The 21,725-nt window shown below is 73.4% G+C and carries 16 protein-coding genes and 1 pseudogene; 8 read left to right on the top strand and 9 right to left on the bottom strand.

What is annotated here, in order from left to right:
* Nucleotides 1-134 precede the first annotated feature (134 nt).
* From ppdK to IE207_RS03005, 3 genes are all read left to right on the top strand, one after another.
* Complete coding sequence (gene ppdK, locus IE207_RS03015; RefSeq protein WP_190182396.1) at nucleotides 135-2,843, top strand: pyruvate, phosphate dikinase; 2,709 nt, start codon at nucleotides 135-137, stop codon at nucleotides 2,841-2,843.
* A 444-nt stretch (nucleotides 2,844-3,287) separates the two neighbouring features.
* The gene (locus IE207_RS03010) at nucleotides 3,288-4,340 is read left to right on the top strand and encodes an ArsR/SmtB family transcription factor (RefSeq protein WP_190182395.1); all 1,053 of its coding nucleotides are present in this window, start codon (nucleotides 3,288-3,290) and stop codon (nucleotides 4,338-4,340) included.
* A gap of 133 nt (nucleotides 4,341-4,473) precedes the next feature.
* Nucleotides 4,474-4,884, top strand: a complete 411-nt coding sequence (locus tag IE207_RS03005; protein WP_190182394.1) for a VOC family protein — start codon at nucleotides 4,474-4,476, stop codon at nucleotides 4,882-4,884.
* A 14-nt stretch (nucleotides 4,885-4,898) separates the two neighbouring features.
* On the opposite strand, the gene nirD is transcribed toward IE207_RS03005, so the two are convergent.
* Genes nirD through IE207_RS02990 form a run of 3 tightly spaced genes read right to left on the bottom strand, consistent with a single transcriptional unit; the run spans nucleotide 4,899 to nucleotide 9,081 of the window.
* Entirely contained in the window at nucleotides 4,899-5,237 is a 339-nt protein-coding gene (gene nirD, locus IE207_RS03000) for a nitrite reductase small subunit NirD (protein WP_190182393.1), read from the bottom strand.
* Nucleotides 5,234-7,795, bottom strand: coding sequence for a nitrite reductase large subunit NirB (gene nirB / locus IE207_RS02995; protein WP_190182392.1), 2,562 nt, complete (start codon nucleotides 7,793-7,795; stop codon nucleotides 5,234-5,236). The genes nirD and nirB overlap by 4 nt, the downstream gene beginning before the upstream one ends.
* Nucleotides 7,796-7,797: 2 nt before the next feature.
* Nucleotides 7,798-9,081: an NAD(P)/FAD-dependent oxidoreductase gene (locus IE207_RS02990; protein WP_190182391.1), complete on the bottom strand. Its 1,284-nt coding sequence runs from the start codon at nucleotides 9,079-9,081 to the stop codon at nucleotides 7,798-7,800.
* A gap of 172 nt (nucleotides 9,082-9,253) precedes the next feature.
* Between IE207_RS02990 and IE207_RS02985 the strand changes: the two genes are divergently transcribed.
* The gene (locus tag IE207_RS02985) at nucleotides 9,254-10,030 is read left to right on the top strand and encodes a sulfite exporter TauE/SafE family protein (protein WP_190182390.1); all 777 of its coding nucleotides are present in this window, start codon (nucleotides 9,254-9,256) and stop codon (nucleotides 10,028-10,030) included.
* Nucleotides 10,031-10,043: 13 nt separating this feature from the next.
* On the opposite strand, the gene IE207_RS02980 is transcribed toward IE207_RS02985, so the two are convergent.
* Both IE207_RS02980 and IE207_RS02975 read right to left on the bottom strand, forming a co-directional pair.
* Nucleotides 10,044-10,679, bottom strand: coding sequence for a class F sortase (locus tag IE207_RS02980; protein ID WP_190182389.1), 636 nt, complete (start codon nucleotides 10,677-10,679; stop codon nucleotides 10,044-10,046).
* Between the two features lie 127 nt (nucleotides 10,680-10,806).
* Entirely contained in the window at nucleotides 10,807-11,349 is a 543-nt protein-coding gene (locus IE207_RS02975; protein WP_229873274.1) for a GVDTG sorting domain-containing protein, read from the bottom strand.
* 478 nt (nucleotides 11,350-11,827) lie between these two features.
* Between IE207_RS02975 and IE207_RS02970 the strand changes: the two genes are divergently transcribed.
* Nucleotides 11,828-12,265: a gamma-glutamylcyclotransferase family protein gene (locus IE207_RS02970; protein WP_190182388.1), complete on the top strand. Its 438-nt coding sequence runs from the start codon at nucleotides 11,828-11,830 to the stop codon at nucleotides 12,263-12,265.
* Nucleotides 12,266-12,275: 10 nt separating this feature from the next.
* Here IE207_RS02970 and dnaG read toward each other — a convergent pair whose 3' ends face one another.
* The 4 genes and pseudogenes from dnaG to IE207_RS02950 form a co-directional block, all read right to left on the bottom strand.
* Nucleotides 12,276-14,174 (bottom strand): DNA primase, encoded by a 1,899-nt coding sequence (dnaG, locus tag IE207_RS02965; protein ID WP_190182387.1) that lies wholly within the window; start codon nucleotides 14,172-14,174, stop codon nucleotides 12,276-12,278.
* Nucleotides 14,175-14,208: 34 nt separating this feature from the next.
* Entirely contained in the window at nucleotides 14,209-15,483 is a 1,275-nt protein-coding gene (locus IE207_RS02960; protein ID WP_190182386.1) for an NAD(P)/FAD-dependent oxidoreductase, read from the bottom strand.
* Nucleotides 15,484-15,576: 93 nt separating this feature from the next.
* Nucleotides 15,577-16,893, bottom strand: a complete 1,317-nt coding sequence (locus IE207_RS02955; protein WP_190182385.1) for a deoxyguanosinetriphosphate triphosphohydrolase — start codon at nucleotides 16,891-16,893, stop codon at nucleotides 15,577-15,579.
* 65 nt (nucleotides 16,894-16,958) lie between these two features.
* A pseudogene (locus IE207_RS02950) lies at nucleotides 16,959-17,821 on the bottom strand (sirohydrochlorin chelatase).
* Nucleotides 17,822-18,019: 198 nt separating this feature from the next.
* On the opposite strand from IE207_RS02950, the gene IE207_RS02945 reads away from it, so the two are divergent.
* From IE207_RS02945 to IE207_RS02935, 3 genes are all read left to right on the top strand, one after another.
* Entirely contained in the window at nucleotides 18,020-18,718 is a 699-nt protein-coding gene (locus IE207_RS02945) for a SanA/YdcF family protein (RefSeq protein WP_190182383.1), read from the top strand.
* 34 nt (nucleotides 18,719-18,752) lie between these two features.
* Nucleotides 18,753-19,547 carry a glucose 1-dehydrogenase gene (locus tag IE207_RS02940; protein ID WP_190182382.1) on the top strand — a complete coding sequence of 265 codons (795 nt, stop codon included), beginning with the start codon at nucleotides 18,753-18,755 and terminating at the stop codon, nucleotides 19,545-19,547.
* A 68-nt stretch (nucleotides 19,548-19,615) separates the two neighbouring features.
* On the top strand, nucleotides 19,616-21,697 hold the full coding sequence (locus tag IE207_RS02935; protein WP_190182381.1) for a molybdopterin oxidoreductase family protein: 2,082 nt from the start codon (nucleotides 19,616-19,618) through the stop codon (nucleotides 21,695-21,697).
* Nucleotides 21,698-21,725 lie beyond the last annotated feature (28 nt).

Here is a 21,725-nt window from a genome sequence, read left to right as displayed (position 1 = left end):
GGTTACTTTCGATTGGCTGGCACACGGGTGGTTACAGCCTCATGACGACCAAGTGGACATACCCAGACGCCTTCGATCTGGGTATGTTCCTGGCCGTCAGGGCAGCCACCCGAGTCCTCGAGGAGTCGAGACCCGTGTCGGAAAACAAAGATCAGAAGTTCGTCTACGACTTCACCGAGGGAAACCGCGACCTCAAGGACCTTCTCGGCGGCAAGGGAGCCAACCTCGCCGAGATGACCAACCTTGGTCTCCCGGTGCCTCCCGGCTTCACCATCACCACCGAGGCCTGCAAGGTCTACCTCGAAAGCGGTGAGGCCCCGGCCGCGCTGCGCGACGAGGTCAGCGCCCACCTGGCCGCCCTCGAAGCGAAGATGGGCAAGAAGCTCGGCCAGTCGGACGACCCGCTGCTGGTCTCCGTTCGTTCCGGCGCCAAGTTCTCGATGCCCGGCATGATGGACACCGTCCTCAACATCGGCCTCTCCGACGAGTCCGTGGCCGGCCTCGCCGCCCAGGCCGGCGACGAGCGCTTCGCGTGGGACTCCTACCGCCGCCTGATCCAGATGTTCGGCAAGACCGTCCTCGGCGTGGACGGCGAGCTCTTCGAGGACGCCCTCGACGAGGCCAAGGCCGCCAAGAAGGTCACCGTCGACACCGACCTCGACGCCGCCGACCTCAAGAAGCTGGTGAAGGCCTTCAAGAAGATCGTCGCGAAGGAGGCCGGCCGCGAGTTCCCGCAGGACGCCCGCGACCAGATGGACCTCGCCGTCGAGGCGGTCTTCAACTCCTGGAACACCGACCGCGCCAAGCTCTACCGCCGCCAGGAGCGCATCCCCGGCGACCTGGGCACCGCCGTCAACATCTGCTCCATGGTCTTCGGCAACCTCGGCCCGGACTCCGGCACCGGCGTCGCCTTCACCCGCGACCCCGCCACCGGCCACCAGGGCGTCTACGGCGACTACCTGCAGAACGCCCAGGGCGAGGACGTCGTCGCGGGCATCCGCAACACCGTCCCGCTGGCGGACCTGGAGACCATCGACAAGGCCTCCTACGACCAGCTCATGACGATCATGGAAACGCTGGAGACCCACTACAAGGACCTCTGCGACATCGAGTTCACGATCGAGCGCGGCCAGCTGTGGATGCTCCAGACCCGCGTCGGCAAGCGCACCGCGGGCGCCGCCTTCCGCATCGCCACCCAGCTCGTGGACCAGGGCCTGATCGACGAGGCCGAGGCCCTCCAGCGCGTCAACGGCGCCCAGCTGGCGCAGCTGATGTTCCCGCGCTTCGACGAGGCCGCCAAGACGACCATGCTCGGCCGCGGCATCGCCGCCTCCCCGGGCGCGGCGGTCGGCAAGGCCGTCTTCGACTCGTACACGGCCGTCAAGTGGTCCCGCTCCGGCGAGAAGGTCATCCTGATCCGCCGCGAGACCAACCCGGACGACCTGGACGGCATGATCGCCGCCGAGGGCATCCTGACCTCCCGCGGCGGCAAGACCTCGCACGCCGCCGTCGTCGCCCGCGGCATGGGCAAGACCTGCGTCTGCGGCGCCGAGGACCTCGAAGTCGACACCAAGCGCCGCCGGATGACGGTCGGCGGGACGGTCGTCGAAGAGGGCGACGTCGTCTCCATCGACGGCTCCACCGGCAAGGTCTACCTCGGCGAGGTACCCGTCGTACCGTCCCCGGTGGTCGAGTACTTCGAGGGCCGCATGCACGCCGGCGCCGACGACGCCGACGAGCTGGTCGCCGCCGTGCACCGGATCATGGCGTACGCGGACCGCGTCCGCCGGCTGCGGGTGCGCGCCAACGCCGACAACGCCGAGGACGCCTCGCGCGCCCGCCGTTTCGGCGCCCAGGGCATCGGCCTGTGCCGCACCGAGCACATGTTCCTCGGTGAGCGCCGCGAGATGGTCGAGCGCCTGATCCTGGCCGACACCGACGACGAGCGCGAAGCGGCACTCAGTGCCCTCCTCCCGCTGCAGAAGAAGGACTTCGTCGAGCTGTTCGAGGCGATGGACGGGCTGCCCGTCACCGTCCGCCTCCTCGACCCGCCGTTGCACGAGTTCCTCCCCGACATCACCGAGCTGTCGGTGCGCGTCGCCCTCGCCGAGTCCCGCAAGGACGCCAACGAGAACGACCTGCGCCTGCTGCAGGCCGTGCACAAGCTGCACGAGCAGAACCCGATGCTGGGTCTGCGCGGCGTCCGCCTCGGCCTGGTCATCCCCGGTCTGTTCGCCATGCAGGTCCGGGCGATCGCCGAGGCCGCGGCCGAGCGCAAGAACGCCAAGGGCGACCCGCGCGCCGAGATCATGATCCCGCTCGTGGGCACCGTCCAGGAGCTGGAGATCGTGCGCGACGAGGCAGACCAGGTCATCGCCGAGGTCGAGGCCGCCACCGGCACCAGCCTCAAGCTGACCATCGGCACGATGATCGAGCTGCCGCGCGCCGCGCTGACCGCCGGCCAGATCGCCGAGGCCGCGCAGTTCTTCTCCTTCGGTACGAACGACCTGACCCAGACGGTGTGGGGCTTTTCCCGCGACGACGTCGAGGCCAGCTTCTTCACCGCGTACCTGGAGAAGGGCATCTTCGGGGTCTCGCCCTTCGAGACCATCGACAAGGACGGTGTCGGCGCCCTGGTCCGCAGCGCGGTCGAGGCCGGCCGGGCCACCCGCCCCGACCTCAAGCTCGGCGTCTGCGGTGAGCACGGCGGCGACCCCGAGTCGGTGCACTTCTTCCACGAGGTCGGTCTCGACTACGTCTCCTGCTCGCCGTTCCGGATTCCGGTGGCGCGCCTGGAGGCCGGCCGCGCGGCCGCCGAGTCGAAGGGCTCCGACAGCCGCTGAGCCCCCCCCGTGCCGGGTTCCGGCGCGGCTCGGCCGGGCACGAACCCGGCCGGCGGCACCGGTTCCTGAGGCTGCGCCCTGCTTCCGGTTTCCCTGACCCCCGGAAGCGGGCGCAGCCTGCTTTGCGTTTAAGGCCCGTATTCAACCAAGTCGCCATTACGGCACCAGGCGGTGGACGGATCCCCACCCGTCCACCGCCTGCCGCCTATCGCCAGGCACGTCGGCGCTTACCTGTGCGACCGACCGCCAGGCCCCGCAAAGCCCCCCACGGCCTTCACGGAGCGTTTCGGTCGCACCGGAGTGTGCCTGGCGGAGTACAGGATTTCGGTTGTCACGCTCCTGCCGAAAGGGGTTTCAACTGTGGCTGAAAGGGCGTGGTGACCACGTGTGACGGCGTGCATACTCATGGGGCGGGGGGATTGCGGTTGCACAGGTGGGGGTTCGGTGCTTCGTATCCATTTCACGGGAGTGGATCTCGCACGCGTACGGATGGCGGGACGTCCCGATGCGTTGTGGGAAACGATTCTCAGCTTTCACCGCTTAAGGGACCGGCGTGATGCCCGGTTGTTCGGTGAATGGCGTACGGAAACCCGGAGCCGGTTGAATAGTGAAACAAGACTCCTCGGCGCGCTGATACCGGGGCGCGGCTATTTCCCCGATTTCCTGACCCCGGTCGAGGGCCAGTACGGGTGGGACCTCGGCCTCGACGCGCTGCGCGGCATACGCCCCGAGCGAATACGCCGCGAGCTTTCGATGCTGGGCGCGGGAGCGCGCGTCGGCGCCGCCTTCGGCATGCCGCCGGGAGCGGGCGGCGCGGGCGACACCCTCGTCCCGCGCCGGCTGCGGGACTTCATGGACGACGCGTCCAAGCACATGCCGAGGCTGCTGGGCGAACTGCGCGCGTACCACCGGGTGGCCGTGGAGCCCTACTGGACCCACATCCAGGCCCAGATCGAGGCCGAGCGGGCAGCCAGGGGCCGCGCACTGCTGGACGGCGGCGCGGACGAGCTGCTCGCGTCGCTGCCGCCGATGCTGCGCTGGCGGGCGCCGGTCCTGGAGTGCGACTACCCGGTGGACCGGGACGTCCGGTTGCGGGGGCGGGGGCTGCTGCTCCAGCCGTCCTTCTTCTGCCGCCGTACGGCCGTCACCCTGCACGACCCGGAGCTGCCGCCGGTCCTGGTGTACCCGGCGGCGGCGCAGCTCGCCTCGGCCCCCGCCCAGGGGGAGGCCGCCCGCCCCGCGGAGGAGCAGCGCCAGCGGACCTTGGGAAAGCTCGTCGGGCACACCCGCTCGGTGGTGCTGCGGGCCATCGGCGACGGGGCCACGACCAGCGAACTGGCCCGCCGGGCGGGGGTGTCCCTCGCCTCCGCGAGCCAGCACGCCTGTGTGATGCGGGAGGCGGGCCTGGTCACGACCCTGCGCCGGGGCAACGCCGTGCTGCACACGGTGACCCCGCTGGGGGCGGCGCTGCTCAAGGGCGGCGCCGTGGCGTCCTGACGGCGCGGGGAGCCGCGTAGGAGATGAACGACGCAGGGACGGGCCGGAAAAACCTTTCCCGGGAGCGATGAGTTTCCCGGGGCGGCCCGGTCTACCCCTTCGAACGCACCACCGCGAGAGAAGAGAGACCGAGATGTCCGCCACCATGATCTTCGTCAACCTGCCGGTCAAGGACCTGGAGGCGAGCAAGGCCTTCTGGGGCAAGCTCGGCTACTCCTTCAACGCTCAGTTCAGCGACGAGAACGGCGCCTCCCTGGTCATCAGCGACACCATCTACGCGATGCTGCTGACCGAGGCCCGCTTCAAGGACTTCACCCACAAGGCCATCGCTGACACCTCCACCACCACCGAGGCCCTGCTGTGCCTGAGCGCCGAGAGCCGCGACGCGGTGGACGCGCTGGTCGACGCGGCCGTCGGCGCGGGCGGCACCGAGCCCCGGGCCGCGCAGGACCACGGCTTCATGTACGGGCGGGCCTTCGAGGACCTCGACGGTCACACCTGGGAGATCATGTGGATGGACCCGGCGGCGATCCAGGCACAGTAGTCCCCCCGGCTGCCCTACGCGGGCGAGGGCACGGCGGTCCGTACCGGATAGGTCCGGACCGCCACCGCGTCGTCGTCCAGACAGCGCCCCGACTCCAGGTCGAACCGCTGCTTGAGCAGCGGCGAGGCCACGAAGGGGCGTCCCGTCACCGCGCCCACCAGTCCCCTGGCGAGCACCTGCGCGCCGGTGAAGGGGTCCCGGTTGCCGATGGCGTACGGGCGTCCCCCGCGGTCCACGAACACCGCGGCCTGGCTCCCGTCGGGCAACAGGGCCGCGACCCCGCGCCCAGGGATCAGCTCCGACAGCTCGCACACCGTCAGCCAGCCGCCGTTCACTTCCAGCTCGATGGTCACCGGTCGCCTCCCACGGGCTCAAGGGTCAGTACGGTCAGGTCGGGCTTGACCTGGTCGCGTTCCGGCACGAACCGCACGCTGGGGTCCGGGGCGCCGGGCGCGTTGACGAAGGAAACGAACCGGCGCAGCCGCTCGGGGTCCCGGAGGGTCTCGGCCCACTCGTCGCGGTAGTGGGCGACGTGGTCGGCCATCAGCGACTCCAGCTCCGCGCACAGACCGAGCGAGTCGTGGACGATCACGTCCCGCAGGTGGTCCAGCCCGCCCTCCAGCCGCTCCAGCCAGGTCGAGGTCCGCTCCAGCCGGTCGGCGGTGCGGATGTAGAACATGAGGAACCGGTCGATGAGGCGGACGAGTTCGGCGTCGGACAGGTCCTGGGCGAGCAGGTCGGCGTGGCGCGGGCTGGCCCCGCCGTTGCCGCCGACGTAGAGGTTCCAGCCGTTCGCCGTGGCGATGACGCCGAAGTCCTTGCTCTGTGCCTCCGCGCACTCGCGGGTGCACCCCGACACCGCCGACTTCAATTTGTGCGGGGCGCGCAGGCCCCGGTAGCGCAGCTCCAGGTCGATGGCCATGCGCACGCTGTCCTGGACCCCGTAGCGGCACCACGTCCGGCCCACGCAGGACTTCACCGTGCGCAGCGCCTTCCCGTAGGCGTGCCCGGACTCGAACCCGGCGTCCACCAGCCGCGCCCAGATGCGCGGGAGCTGGTCGACCGCGGCCCCGAAGAGGTCGATCCGCTGCCCCCCGGTGATCTTCGTGTAGAGGCCGAAGTCGCGGGCCACCTCGCCGATCACGATGAGCTTGTCGGGGGTGATCTCACCGCCGGGAATGCGGGGGACGACCGAGTACGAGCCGTTGCGCTGCATGTTCGCCAGGAAGTGGTCGTTGGTGTCCTGGAGGGCGGCCTGCTCCCCGTCCAGGACGTATCCGCTCGCGCCCAGCGTCGCGGCGAGCGAGGCGATGACCGAGGCGACGGCGGGCTTGCAGACCTCGCACCCCTCGCCGCCCCGGGCGTCTTCACGGCCGTGGCCGTCGAGGATCTCCCGGTAGGAGGTCAGGCGGCGGGTGCGGACGATCTCGTACAGCTCGGCGCGGGTGTACGGGAAGCAGCCGCACAGCCCCTTGTCGGCGGCGGCGGGAAGCAGCTGCCCGATCACCTTGAGGCAGCCGCCGCAGCCGGTGCCGGCCTTGGTGCACTTCTTGACCTCGGGCAGGGAAGTGAAGGCGGTGATCTCCTTCTTGGTGACGTTGTGGCAGGAGCAGATCACCGCCGTGTCGGGCAGCGCGGACGGCCCGAGCTGCGCGGCCGGGCCGATGCCCGCGGGCAGCACCAGCTGCTCGGGCAGGACCGGCGGGACGCTGCCGGTGAGCGGGCGCAGCAGCCCGTAGGCGTCGGCGTCACCGACGAGGACCCCGCCGAGCAGCACGCCGTCGGGGGAGACGACCAGCTTCTTGTAGACGCCGGAGCGGGAGTCGGAGTAGACGACGTCGAGGCAGTCGGGGGTGGCTCCGTGGGCGTCGCCGAAGGAGGCCACGTCCACGCCGAGCAGCTTGAGCTTGGTGGACAGGTCGGCCCCGGTGAACTCCCGCTCACGGCCCAGCAGGTCGTCGGCGGCGGTCTCGGCCATCTCGTAGCCGGGGGCGACCAGGCCGTAGACCCGGCCGTCGACGGCCATCGCGCATTCGCCGATCGCGTACACGCCCGGGTCGGAGGTCCGGCAGCGGGCGTCGACGGCGATCCCGCCGCGTTCGCCGACGGCAAGCCCGGCGTCGCGGGCGAGCTGGTCGCGGGGGCGGACACCGGCGGAGAAGACGACCAGGTCGGCGGGGACGGTCGAGCCGTCGGAAAGGCGCATCCCGCTCACCGAGCCGTCCTCGCCGGTGAGGATCTCCTGGGTGCCGACGCCGGTGTGGACGCTCAGTCCCATCGCCTCGATGGTGCGCAGCAGGGCGGCGCCGCCCCCGTCGTCGACCTGGACGGGCATCAGGCGCGGGGCGAACTCCACGACCCGGGTGGCCAGCCCCAGTCCTTGCAGCGCGCCCGCGGCCTCCAGTCCGAGGAGTCCGCCTCCGACGACGGCCCCGCTGCCGCGGCCCCTGCCGTACGCCTCGATCGCGAGGAGGTCCTCGATGGTGCGGTACACGAAGCAGCCGGGGGCGTCCTTGCCGGGCACGGGCGGCACGAAGGGGTAGCTGCCGGTCGCCAGTACGAGGACGTCGTACGGGAACACCCGCCCGGAGCGGGAGGTGACGGTGCGGGCGCCGCGGTCGATGGTCTCGGCGGGGTCGCCGAGGTGCAGGTCGATCCCGTGCCGGGCCATGAACCCGTCCGGGGTCAGCGACAGGTCCTCGGGGGTGCTGCCGGAGAAATAGGAGGTCAGGTGGACCCGGTCGTAGGCGGGCCGGGGCTCCTCGCACAGGACGGTGACGCGGTGCGTGGCGGTGATCCCGCGCTCGGCGAGGGCCTCCAGGTAGCGCTGGCCGACCATGCCGTGGCCGACGAGCACCAGGGCGGGGCCGGCCGCGGATGCGGGTCCGGGGGTGGGCGGGACTGCGGCCATGATCAGGAGCCTCCGTCGTCGGTGAGCAGGTGCGAGAAGTCGGTCAGGGCGGCCCCGTCCTCCCAGGAGCGGGCCAGGGCGCCCACGGTGGACAGTTCGCCGAGCAGGACCCCGCCGACCAGGCGGTCGCCGCGTACGACGACCTGCCGGTAGGTCCGGCGGGTGGCGTCGGCGAGGCGGATCACGTCGTCACCCGGCAGCGGGGTCGGCTCCCCGAAGGCGGCGAGGTCCAGGGAGCCGCCGCCGCCGGGGGAGCCCTCGCCGTCGCGCGAGCCTTCGCCGCCGGGGGTGAGGGTGAGCCGGGTCAGCGCGCGGGTGCCGGTGTAGGCGCCGGCGGGGCCGCCGGTACCGGTCAGGGAGGCCGCGAGGGCGTCGGCCTGCTCCAGCGCGGGCCCGGCCAGCCCGTACACCCGGCCGTCGTGCTCGGCGCAGTCGCCGATGGCGTGGATGCGGGGGTCGCTGGTGCGCAGCCGGTCGTCCACGACGATGCCGCCCCGCACCTCCAGCCCGGCGGCCCGCGCCAGTCCGGTGCGCGGGCGCACCCCGCAGGCGAGCACCACGAGTTCGGCGTCGAGCCGGTAGCCGTCGGCGAGTTCGACGCCGGTGACCCGGGTTCCGGCCCCGGCGCGGGGGTCCGCGGTCTTGGTCAGGCCGCGGACCCGGCACTCGGTGTGGATCTCGATGCCGAGAGCGGTGAGGTGGGCGCCCAGCAGGGCCGAGGCGGGCGCGTCCAGCTGGCGTTCCATCAGCCGCTGGGCCTGCTGCGCGAGCACCACCTGGGCGCCGCGGGCGGCCAGGGCCCGGGCCGCCGAGACGCCGAGGAGGCCGCCGCCGATCACCACGGCGCGCAGGCCGGGGCGTACGGCCGCCGAGAGGGCCAGGCAGTCGTCCATGGTGCGGAACGCGTGCACCCCCTCGGGGAGCGCCCGGCCGTCCGGCTCGAACAGGCCGCGCAGAGGGGGGAGCACCGGGTTCGAGCCGGTGGCCAGGACGAGGGTGTCGTACCCGAGCACCGCCCCGTCGTCGCAGTGCACCGTCCGGTCGGCGCGGTCGACGCGGACCGCGCGCACGCCCCGGCGCAGCACCGGGCCCGGGTCCGGGAGCGCGGTCACCTCGGCGGCGTACCGGCCGGCCAGGATCTCGGCCAGCAGCACGCGGTTGTACGGGGCGTGCGGCTCCTCGCCGAGGACCGTGACCGCCGCGGCACCGCCGGCGGTCAGCCGCGCCGCGCACCGCAGGCCCGCCAGGCCGCCGCCGATCACCACCACATGCCGGTCCGAAGTCATGGAACGAGCGTGCGGGGCCGCTGTTTCCCCGCCGCATCGCCGCTGTTACCCGGACGGAACGCGCACCTCAGCGCCCGGCCGGACGGCCCGTGAGGCCTTCGAACCTCAACCTTTGCGCAAGTTTCCCGGTATCCGTGCCCATTGCAGCGAACCGCTCCATAGGGTCGGAGCCGTGCCTGACATATCAACCACGATGATCATCGTGCTGTGCGTGGCCGCCGCGGCGGCCGGCTGGATCGACGCGGTGGTCGGGGGCGGCGGACTGCTGCTCCTGCCCGCGCTGCTGCTCGGCCTCCCGCACACGCCCCCCGCCGCCGTCCTCGGCACCAACAAGGCGGTGGCCATCGTCGGCACCACCGGAGCGGCCGTGACGTACGCCCGCAAGGCGCCGGTGAACGTGAAGCTCGCCGTCCGTATCGGCCTGGCCGCGCTCGCCGGTTCGATGGGCGGCGCCGCGCTGGCCGGGGGGATCAGCAAGGACGCCATGCGGCCGCTGATCATGGCGGTGCTGGTGGTCGTGGCCGCGGTGGTGATCTTCAAGCCCGGTTTCGGCGCGGCCGCGTCCACCGCGCCCGTCAGCCGCCGGCGCGTGCTGCTCGCCATCGGCCTGGCGGGACTCGGCATCGGCTTCTACGACGGGCTCATCGGGCCCGGCACCGGCACCTTCCTGGTCCTCGCCCTCACCGCACTGCTCCACCTCGACCTGGTGACCGCCTCCGCCACCGCCAAGATCGTCAACTGCTGCACGAACGCCGGGGCGCTCGCCATGTTCGCGTACCAGGGGATGGTGCTGTGGCAACTGGCCGCGCTGATGGCGGCCTTCAACCTGGCCGGGGGCATGATCGGGGCCCGGATGGCGCTCACCAAGGGCAGCGCGTTCGTCCGCACGGTGCTGCTGACGGTGGTCGGCGCGCTGGTGGTCAAGCTCGGCATCGAGCAGTGGGGCTGAGGCCTGCCGGCCGCTAGTACGTCCCCGTCAGGTGGGCGAAGACGACCACGTTGCCCTCGTACCCGGTGCGGGGGGAGAAGCCGCCCCCGCAGGTGATGACCCGCAGCTCGGCGCGCGGCGAGGGGCCGTACACCCGGGAGTCGGGGAAGGCCTTGGCGTCGTACACCTCCACGGCGTGGACGGTGAACACGGCCGTACGTCCGTCCGCGCGCGCCACCTCGATCGTGGCCCCGCGGCGCAGCGCGCCCAGGTGGTAGAAGACGGCCGGGCCGGTGGCGTGGTCGACGTGGCCCGCGATGACGGCGGTGCCGATGGCGCCCGGGGTGGTGCCGTCGCGGTACCAGCCCGCGAGGTCGCGGCGGCCCGGCGGCGGGACTTCGAGGCTGCCGTCGGCCTGGAGGCCCAGCCCGGTGAGCGGGGCGTCCACGCGGATCGAGGGGATCCGGATCCGGGTGGGCGGGGAGCCGGGCAGCGGGGCGATGCTCCCGGCGTAAGAGGCCTGACCGCTGAGCGCGCTGAGCGCCTCGGCGGGGGACGGCAGCGGCGGACCGACGCGCTCCCCGGAACCGCTGCCGACGAGCCAGATACCCACGCAGGCGGCGAGGGCCAGGAGCCCGCCGCGGCCGGCGACGCCGGAGGTGCCCACCATGCCTGCCCCCTCGTGCTCGCTTCCCGTGCGTATGACTGGCCGTCGCCCGGCCCCGCGAACGGGGGGACCTCGCGGGGCGGGCGACGGGGGACGGTACCGCTCGGACCGCGGCCTCGGCCGCGGTCCGTCAGCTCCGCGTGCCGCTCGCCCGGCGACGCAGGAGCCAGGTACCGCCGACGGCGACCGCGGCCAGCAGGGCCGCTCCCGCCGTGATCTTGGCGGGGTCGGTGGTGGTGGTCGTGCCACCACCGACCCCGGTCCGTACGTGGCCTTGCGGGCCACGGTCGGTGACGACCAGGTCGCCGCTGGCGAACTTGCCGTTCGCGCAGGTCGCGCCGATGTCGTAGGTGCCGGGGCGGAGGTCGCGGGCGACCTGGAACTGTCCCGTGACCACCTCCTTGCGGGTGCCCGGCAGCAGCTTGAAGCGGCCCCCGCCGACGGTGGTGGCGTCACCCTCGGCGTGGCCGGAGGGGCCGCAGGCGCTGGTGTTCACCGTCACGGTCACGCCCGGGGAGGCGGACTTCGGCCAGACCTCCAGCGGAGCGAAGTCGCCCGGCGCGAAGCCGGGCATGCCGAGTTCCGCGGCGGCGACCGCGCCCGCGACCGGGCCGGCGAAGGCGACGGCGGTCAGCGCGGTGGCGGTCAGCACGTGTGCGGTGCGGCGGCGCATGAGGGCTCCTGGGAACGCGGGGTCGTGTTCCCGAGATAACCCGTCCCGCCCGCGCCGCGCCTCCTGATGCGGCGTCAGCTTCACCGGCCGGCCCGGTGTCACCGCAGCTCAACCGCCTCGGCTTGGGCCGTCCGGGCGACCCTGCCCGTCCGGGTGACACCAGCCACCGCCCCGTACCGTCCACCGCCGTGCCGGCCCGCCCGCCGCCGCGGGGGAGGCCTCGTCGTCCGGGGGCAGCCGCCGTGCTGTGGCTGGCCTTCCCACCCGGCGGCCGCCCCGTGCCGGCCCGCCGCCGTCGCGGGGGTGGCCTCGTACGTCCGGAGCGGCTGCCGTGCTGCGGCTGGACTCCGCGCCCGGCGGGCGGGCTGCGGGGGCCGGGTGCGGAGAGGGGTTACGACGGCCGGCGGGCGGTGCGTACGGTGGAGGGCCGCGCGGGCGGGTGGGCCCGTGGGCCGCCGACAAGTCCTGGGAGGGCCTCGTGACACCGCTCGACCGGCCGCTGCCGTTCTTCGTGTACGGGACCCTGCGGCCCGGCGAGGTCAACCACGACCTCTTCCTGCGGGGCCGCACCGTGGCGGAGGAGCCGGCCCTGCTGCCGGACGCCGCGCTGTACGAGGGCCCGGGATACCCGTACGCCGTCGCGCGCCCCGGACCCGGGATACACGGGGAGGTGATCACCCCCGAGCCCGGGGCCTACGCCGAGCTGCTGGTCGCGCTCGACCTGCTGGAGGAGTACCGGGGCCCGGGCCTCCCGGGGAACGTCTACGACCGGGTCGCCCGCGAGGCCCTGCGCCCCGACGGCACCCCGGTCCTGGCCTGGGTGTACCTGGCCGCCGCACCGCTGGCCCGCGCCCTGGCCCGCTCCGGGACCGAGATCCCGGGCGGGGACTGGCTCGTCCCCGGCCGGGCCGGGTGACGACCGGCGGCTACAGCCCCTCGGCCCCGCGGTTGCGCAGCCGCTGCCCGTACTGCTGGAGGACCCACAGCTCCTCCTGGACCGCCGCCAGCTGCTCCGGCGGGGCCTGCGCCCCCAGGCGCGAGAGCGTGCCCTGGACCTCCTGCACCCGGCGGTCCACGGCGCGCAGCCGCACCTGCACCAGCTGGACCCCCGCGTAGATCTCGTCCACCGTCTTCGCGTGGATGGCTTCGACCGCCAGTTCCGTGACCAGCGCGCGCACGGTGTCGTTGGGCGCGGCCTCCCGGACCCGGGCCAGGTAGTCCTCGGTGCCCAGGGAGGCACCCCCGGCGTCCTGGATGGCCTGGCGGACCGCCGCGTAGGGCGGCGCGGTGAACTCGTCGATCCCGTAGGCGTCGAAGGCGGGGGAGACCAGGGCCGGTCTCTGCAGCGCCAGCTTGAGCAGCTCGCGTTCCGTGCGGTGGGCGGGGCTGCGCAGGTTCAGCGCCGGGCCCCCCGCTGTCGCGGGCGCCGGTGCCGGGGCGGCCTCGTACGTACGGCCGCGCCCGCCCTGCTCGGGCCGGCCTCCCCGCTCGCGCGCCCAGCGGGCGAGCTGCGCGACCCGCTTGACCACGAACTGTTCGTCGCGGATGCCCAGCATCCCCGCCAGCTGGACCGCCGACTCGTGCTGGATCGCGATGTTCTTGATGTTGGCGACGACGGGGGCCGCCTCGTCCAGCGCGGCCGCCCGGCCCGCCGGGTTCTCCAGGTTGTGCCGGGCCACGATGTGCCGCAGCGCGAACTCGAACAGCGGGGTCCGCGACTCCACCAGTCCCGACACGGCGGCGTCGCCCTGCGCGAGCCGCAGGTCGCAGGGGTCCATCCCGCCCGGGGTGATCGCGATCGAGGTCTCGGCGGCGAACTTCTGGTCGTCCTCGAAGGCGCGCAGCGCGGCCTTCTGGCCCGCCGCGTCACCGTCGAAGGTGAAGATCACCTCGGCCGTCGCGTTGTCCATCAGCAGCCGGCGCAGGATCTTGATGTGGTCCCCGCCGAAGGCCGTGCCACAGGTCGCGATGGCGGTGGTGACCCCGGCCAGGTGGCAGGCCATCACATCGGTGTAGCCCTCCACCACGACCGCCCGCGAGGTCTTCGCGATCTCCTTCTTGGCCAGGTCGATGCCGTACAGCACCTGGGACTTCTTGTAGATCGCCGTCTCGGGGGTGTTCAGGTACTTGGGGCCGTTGTCGTCGTCGCGCAGCTTGCGCGCGCCGAAGCCGACGACCTCGCCGCTGATGTCCCGGATCGGCCACATCAGCCGCCCGCGGAACCGGTCGATCGGCTTCCCGCTGCGGCTGTCCTGGGCCAGGCCCGAGGTGATCAGCTCCTTGTCGCTGAACCCCTTGCCGCGCAGGAAGCGGGTCAGGTGGTCCCAGCCGGCGGGGCTGTAGCCCACGCTGAAGTGCGCGGCCGCGGCCTGGTCGAAGCCGCGCTCCGCCAGGAACTTGCGGCCGATCTCCGCCTCGGGACCGTCCAGCTGGTCGACGTAGAACTGCGCGGCGGCCTTGTGCGCCTCGACCAGCCGGATCCGCTCGCCGCGGCCGCTGGTACCGGCGGTGTAGCCGCCCTCCTCGTACCGCAGGGTGATGCCCGCCTGGCCGGCGAGGCGCTCGACCGCCTCCGAGAAGGAGAGGTGGTCGATCTTCATGATGAAGTCGAGGGTGTCCCCGCCCGCCTGGCAGCCGAAGCAGTGGTAGAGCCCCTTGCTCGGGCTGACCTGGAAGGACGGGGACTTCTCGTCATGGAAGGGACACAGGCCCTTGAGGTTGCCGCCGCCGGCGTTGCGCAGCTGGAGGTAGTCGGAGACCACGGCGTCGATCGGGACCGCGTCCCGTACCGCCTTCACGTCGTCGTCGTTGATCCGTCCTGCCACGCGTGAAGTCTACGGCCGGGCGCCGACAAACCCGTCAGGCCCCCTCCGCCGCCACCAGGGAAGAGAGCGGAACCGACGGGTCCGCCAGTTTCTCCCGGTCCACCGGCGCGTGGGAGCGGATCAGGGCCTGGATGTGCCCGGTGACGTCCCACACGTTGACGTTCATCCCGGCGAGCACCCTGCCCTGCGACAGCCAGAACGCGATGAACTCCCGCTTGCCCACGTCGCCGCGGATCAGCACCTGGTCGTAGCCGCCCACCGGCGCGTACCCGGAGTACTCCAGGCCCACGTCGTACTGGTCCGAGAAGAAGTAGGGCACCCGGTCGTACGAGACCTCCTGGCCCAGCATCGCCCTGGCGGCGGCCGGGCCGCCGTTGAGCGCGTTCGCCCAGTGTTCGACGCGCAGCCGGGTCCCGAGCACCGGGTGGTGGGCGGCCGCCACGTCCCCGACGGCGAAGACGTCCGGATCGGAGGTCCGCAGCGACGCGTCGACGGCGATCCCGCCGCCGTGCTCCCGGTCCACCAGCGCCAGCCCGGAGCTCTCCGCGAGCGCCGTGCGGGGCGCCGCGCCGATCGCGGCGAGCACCGCGTGCGCCGGGTGCTCCTCGCCGTCGTCGGTCCGGGCGGCCAGCACCATGCCGTCCGTCCCGACGATCTCGGTGAGCCGGGCGCCGAAGTGGAAGCGGACGCCGTGCTCGGCGTGCAGGTCCCCGAAGAGCCGGCCGATCTCCGGGCCGAGCACCGCGTGCAGCGGCGTGGCCAGCGGCTCGACCACGGTCACCTCGGCGCCGTACCCGCGGGCCGCCGCCGCGACCTCCAGGCCGATCCAGCCGGCGCCCGCGATCAGCAGGTGGCCGTTGTCCCGGCCCAGCCCGGTCAGGACCTGCTTGAGCCGCTCCGCGTGCGCGAGGCGCCGCAGGTGGTGCACCCCCACCAGGCCGGTGCCGGGGACGTCCAGGCGGCGCGGCTCGGCGCCGGTGGCCAGCAGCAGCTTGTCGTAGTGCAGCGCCGTGCCGTCACCGAGGACGACCTTCTTCGCGGACCGGTCCAGCTGGACGGCGGGCTGGCCCAGGTGCAGCTCGATGTCGGCGCCCGCGTACCAGGACGGCTCGTGGACGAAGACGCTCTCGCGCTCCTCCTTGCCCGTCAGGTACCCCTTGGACAGGGGAGGGCGCTCGTAGGGATGCTCACGTTCGTCCCCGATCAGGATCACCCTGCCCGTGAACCCCTCGGACCTCAGGGTCTCGGCCGCTTTGGCCCCGGCGAGACCCGCGCCGACGATGACGAACGTCCGGTGTGCGTCGACCACCTGATGCCTCCTCATAACCTCTGCGCCACATGCGGCCACATGCGAGCGTCCCGCACCGAGCCTGCCCCGTGAAGGGGGAGTGGCCCGATCGGCTCACCCTTGGGCGCGTCGTGGGCGCCTGGTGAGACGGGCGTGCAACGAGCGGGCCGAGGCGTCGGTGAGGGCGGCGATCTGGTCGATGACCGCGCGTTTCCTGCCCTTGTCGTCGGGAGCGTCCTCGAAGATCGCCCGGAACTGGGGGTCGAGGCCCTCGGGTGCCCGGGCGCTCAGCGCCTCGGCGAGTTCGGCCAGGACGATGCGCTGGTCCGCGCGCAGCCGCTCCTGCTCGTCGCGCTGCATCACGTACAGGTCGGCGACCGCCTTGAGTACGGCGCACTCGTTGCGCGCCTCCCGGGGGAGGACCAGCTCGGCCGTGTACCGGGTGAGGCGGCCCGACCCGTACGCCTCCCGCGTCGCCGCCTCGGCGGCCAGGCAGAAGCGGCCGATCAGCTGGCTGGTGGCGTCCTTGAGCCGGGCCTGGGCGACGGCCGAGCCGTCGTAGCCGTGCGGCCACCATTCCTGCTCCATCAGCCGGTCCAGGGCCTCCCGCAGCTCTTCCGGCGCGGTGTCCGCGGGCACGTACCGGCCGATCGCGACCCGCCAGATCGCATCGCGTTCCGGTTCGGCGAAGAGCATGTTCGGGTCGAGGTGCCCGGCGTGCAGACCGTCCTCGAAGTCGTGGACGGAGTAGGCCACGTCGTCCGCCCAGTCCATGACCTGTGCCTCGAAGCACTTGCGGTCGGCGGGAGCGCCCCGGCGCAGCCAGGCGAAGACCGGCAGGTCGTCCTCGTACGCACCGAACTTCACCGAATCGGGGTCGGTGGGGTGCCCGCCGCGCGGCCACGGGTACTTGGTGGCGGCGTCCAGCGAGGCCCGGGTGAGGTTGAGACCGACGCTGACGAGTCGACCCGTCGCCGGATCGGGCACGAACCGCTTCGGCTCCAGCCGGGTCAGCAGGCGCAGGGACTGCGCGTTGCCCTCGAAACCGCCGCAGTCCTTGGCGAACTCGTTGAGGGCCTCCTCGCCGTTGTGCCCGAAGGGCGGGTGGCCCATGTCGTGGGAGAGGCAGGCGGCCTCGACCAGGTCGGGGTCGCAGCCGAGGGCCGCTCCCAGCTCGCGGCCCACCTGCGCGCATTCCAGGGAGTGGGTCAGACGGGTGCGGGGGCTCGCGTCCCAGTCGTAGGAGCGGGTCCCGGGGGTGACGACCTGCGTCTTGCCGGCGAGGCGGCGCAGCGCGGCGGAGTGCAGTACGCGGGCGCGGTCCCGCTGGAAGGCGGTGCGGCCGGGCCGCTTGTCGGGCTCGGCGGCCCAGCGCTCGGTGTCGGCAGGCTCGTAGGGGTCGGTGCGGGCGGTGCTTTCCATGCCTTCCATGTTCAGACGTTAACCGGAACAGCCGACAATGCGGGTGATCCGGGCGGCCGGACCCGCCCGCTGCCCTACGCGGTGGCCAGTTCCAGGGCTGTCCGGCGCCGGGCGAGTGCCTGGTCGTAGCGCAGGAGAACGAGGCGGGCGAGTGCCGGGTGGTCGCCGAGCGGTGCGGCGGCCGGTCCGGTCGCGGCAGCGGCGCTCTGGGCGGCGAACCGGCCGGGAGCGGTGAAGTACGAGGCCACGGCGATCCGGTGGTGGCCGCGGGCGGCGAGGGCGCGCAGGGCGTCGGGCACGGCCGGGGTCGCGGCGGAGGCGTAGGCGGCCACGACGGGCACTGCGCCGAGGCGTTCGGACAGCAGGGCGGCGGTGCGGCGGGTGTCCTCGGCGGCGTCCCGGTCGCGGGAACCGGCGGCGGCGAGCACGACCGCCGTCCCCGGGGCCCAGCCGGCCTCCAGGAGCCGCTCGTACAGGGCCTCGACCAGCAGCGGGTGCGGGCCGAGCGGGGCGGCGACCCGGGTGCGCAGGTGCACGGCGCGGGCGGCCGCCGCGGGGAGGTCCCGCTTGACGTGGTGCCCGCGGCTCAGCAGCAGCGGCACGAGGACGGCCTCCCCGGCGACGGCGTCGAGCGTCTCGCCGAGCAGCGGCCGGTTCAGCTCGATGTGCCCGAGGCGGACGTCGAGGCGGGGGCGGAGCTCGCGGACCCGCTCCAGCAGGGCCCGGACGCTGGGGAGCGCGCGGGGGTCACGGCTGCCGTGGGCGACGGCGACGAGGGTGGGCTGCATGCGGGGACTCCGTTGGTCCGGGCCCCCGGCGGACGCACGGCGTCCAGCTGTGCCCCGAGCTGGACGGTGATCCGGGTCAGCAACTCGGCGGCGGTGGCGGGGGGAAACGGGAAGAGCGGGAATTCGGGAGGGTGCGCGGGCTCCGTCATGAACCGATCCTGCGGGGCGCAGGTTGCCGCCGCGTTGCGCCGTCATGACGGGTCTTTGCGGGCTGCTCACAGCGGGCGGGGCGGGGTGCGGCCCGGCGGCGGGTGAAACCGCACCGGCCCCGGCCGCGTCCTGACCAGCGGACACCGGGCGAAACCGGCCATGACCAACGACGACCAGCGACAACCAGGGGGAACGTCATGCGCGGAGTGCGCCTGAGCCGGACAGCGGGCGGGGTGCGGGGGCTGCTGCCGCGTACGGTGCGGGCCAGGCGGCGCGCCGTACGGGCCGTGATGGTGTTGTGCGTGCTGGCACTGCTGCCCTCGGCGTGGACGCACGCGGTGGCCGCCGACCGGCTCGGCGGTACGGCCCAGGCGCCCGCCGCCCCGGTGGCCGTGGTGTTCGGCGCGGGCCTGCTGGGCGCCCGCCCCACCCCGTACCTGGCCGACAGGCTCGACGCGGCCGCCGAGCTGTACCGCGCCGGGAAGGTCAAGGTCGTGCTAGTCACCGGGGACAACAGCCGTACCGAGTACTCGGAGCCGGACGTGATGCGCGCCTACCTGACCCGCCACGGGGTCCCGGACGACCGGATCGTCAGCGACTTCGCCGGATTCGACACCTGGGACTCCTGCGTGCGGGCCCGGCGGATCTTCGGAGTGGAGCGCGCGGTGCTGATCAGCCAGGGCTTCCACATCCGGCGGGCCGTCGCCCTGTGCCAGGCGGCGGGGGTGGACTCGTACGGCGTCGGGGTGGAGGACGTCCACGACGCGACCTGGTACTACGGAGGCGCCCGCGAGGTCTTCGCAGCCGGGAAGGCGGCGCTGGACGCGGTGTTCAAGCCGCGGCCGACGTTCCTGGGGCCGAAGGAGGACGGGGTGTCGCGGGTGCTGACGCTCTGACAGACTGGCACGGATTGTCAGACTCAGGGGGGCTGTGGTGGATCTGAGGGACAAGGCCGTCGTCATCACCGGAGGGGCCCGGGGGCTGGGCGCGGCCGCCGCGCGGGCCGTCGTGGACGGCGGCGGCCGGGTGCTGATCACCGACGTCCTGGAGGCGGAGGGCGCCGCGACGGCGGCCGCACTGGGCGGCGCGGCCCGCTTCCTGCGGCACGACGTGACGAGCGAGGACGACTGGACGGCGGCCCTGGAGTACGCGGCCGCCGAGTTCGGCCGCCTCGACGGCCTCGTCAACAACGCGGGCATAGCCACGGGCCGGTTCCTGGAGCACGAGAGCGTCGAACACTTCCGCCGGGTCGTCGAGGTCAACCTGGTCGGCACGTTCATCGGCATCAAAGCGGCCGTCCCGCTGCTGCGCGCGAACGGCGGCGGCTCCATCGTCAACATCTCCTCCGCCGCCGGCCTCACCGGGCTCGCGCTGACCGCCGGGTACGGCGCCTCCAAGTGGGGCGTGCGCGGCCTGTCGAAGATCGGCGCGGTCGAGCTCGCCGAGTCCCGGATCCGCGTCAACTCCGTCCACCCGGGCATGACGCTCACCCCGATGACCGCCCCGGTCGGCATCCGGGCCGGCGAGGGCAACTACCCCGGAACCCCGCTGGGCCGCGTCGGCGCCCCCGAGGAGATCGCCGCGGCCGTCGCCTTCCTGCTCTCCGACTCCGCCGCCTACATGACGGGCGCCGAACTCGCGGTCGACGGCGGCTGGACGGCGGGCCTCACGGTGCAGCACTTGGCAGCGGATGCCCGCCTCACCGAGCGGCGGGGGGTGCGCTGAGGGGGAGCACCCCCGGCCGTAACGCGAGGGGCCCGTCCGCGTAACACCGGCGGCGCACCGTGGTCGGCATGCACACCGAAGGCACCGCCGGGCCCGTCACCGCCACGCACTGCCCGTACTGCGCCCTGCAGTGCGGCATGAACCTGCGCACCGGGCCGGACGGCGGCGTCGAGGTGGAGGAACGGCCCGACTTCCCCGTGAACCGGGGCGCCCTGTGCGGCAAGGGACGTACCGCCCCCGCCGTGCTGTCCTCGCGGGTGCGCCTGACGCAGCCGCTGGTGCGCGGCCGTACCGGGCGACTGGAGCCGGCCACCTGGGAGCAGGCCCTGGACGCCGTCGCCGAGGGCCTCGCCCGCACGGGGCGCTCCTACGGCCAAGACGCGGTCGGCGTCTTCGGCGGCGGCGGGCTGACCAACGAGAAGGCCTACGCCCTCGGCAAGTTCGCCCGCGTCGCCCTGCGCACCTCCCAGATCGACTACAACGGCCGCTTCTGCATGTCCTCCGCGGCCGCCGCCCACCAGCGCGCCTTCGGCCTCGACCGCGGCCTGCCGTTCCCGCTGGAGGACGTCCCCCGCACCGGCTGCGTGATCCTCGTCGGCTCCAACCTGGCCGAGACCATGCCGCCCGCCCTGCGTTTCCTGCGGGAACTCAAGGACAACGGCGGCACGTTGATCGTGGTGGACCCGCGCCGCACCCGCACCGCCGAACAGGCTGACCTGCATCTCGCCCCCCGCCCCGGGACGGACCTCGCGCTCGCCCTGGGCCTGCTCCACCTCGTCGTCGCCGAAGGGCGCACCGACGAGCCGTTCATCGCCGATCGCACCACCGGCTGGCCCGAGGCGCGGGCCGCCGCGATGGCGCACTGGCCGGAACTGGTGGAGCGGATCACCGGGGTCCCCGTGCCCCGACTGCGGGAGGCGGTACGGATGTTCTGCGCCCCGGAGTCCGCCATGGTGCTGACCGCGCGCGGCCCGGAGCAGCACTCCAAGGGCACCGACACCGTCGGCGCGTGGATCAACCTCTGCCTCGCCACGGGCCGCGCCGGGCGGCCGCTGTCCGGGTACGGCTGCCTCACCGGCCAGGGCAACGGCCAGGGCGGCCGGGAGCACGGCCAGAAGGCCGACCAGCTCCCCGGATACCGCAAGCTGACGGACCCGGCGGCGCGGGCCCACGTCGCCGGCGTGTGGGGCGTCGACCCCGACGACCTGCCCGGCCCCGGCCGCAGCGCCTACGAACTCCTCGACGCCCTCGGCACCGACGTGCGGGCGCTCCTGCTGATGGGCTCCAACCCGGTGGTCTCCGCGCCCCGCGCCGCCCACATCGAGGGCCGGATCCGCTCGCTGGACTTCCTCGCCGTCGCCGACGTCGTCCTCTCCGAGACCGCCGAACTGGCCGACGTGGTACTGCCCGTCACCCAGTGGGCGGAGGAGAGCGGTACCACCACCAGCCTGGAAGGCCGCGTCCTGCTGCGCCGCCGGGCCCTGACCCCGCCGCCGAGCGTGCGCACCGACCTGGAGGTCCTGCACGGCCTCGCCGCCCGGCTCGGCGTAGAGAAGGGTTTCCCCACCGCCCCCGAGGAGGTCTTCGAGGAACTGCGCCGCGCCTCGCAAGGCGGTCCCGCCGACTACTCCGGGATCTCCTACGCCCGCCTCGAAGCCGAACAGGGCGTCTTCTGGCCCTGCCCGGACGGCTCGCCCGGGACGCCCCGCCTCTTCCTGGACCGTTTCGCCACCGACGACGGCCGGGCCCGCTTCGTGCCCGTCGCGCACCGGGACGCCGCCGAGGTCCCCGACGCGCAGTACCCGCTGCTGCTCACCACGGGGCGGGTCGTGGCCCAGTACCAGTCCGGGGCCCAGACCCGACGGGTCGCGGAGCTCAACGCGGCCGCCCCCGGCCCGTTCGTGGAACTCCACCCCCGCCTCGCCGCCCGCCTGGGCGTGGCCGAGGGGGCCGTGCTGGCGGTCGTCTCGCGGCGCGGGCGCGCGGTGGCCCCGGCCCGCATCACCGACGCGATCCGGGCGGACACGGTGTTCATGCCGTTCCACTGGCCGGGGGAGGGGCGCGCGAACACGCTCACCAACCCGGCCCTGGACCCGGTGTCAGGCATGCCGGAGTTCAAGACCTGCGCGGTCCGCGTCGAGCCCGCCTGAGCCGAGGGCCCGCTCGGACATGCGTCCG

Source organism: Streptomyces cirratus (assembly GCF_014650775.1).
GTDB classification, from domain to species: Bacteria; Actinomycetota; Actinomycetes; order Streptomycetales; family Streptomycetaceae; genus Streptomyces; species Streptomyces cirratus.
The sequence above is the reverse complement of the archived record's forward strand: the minus strand, read 5'-3'. Positions and strand labels throughout refer to the sequence as shown.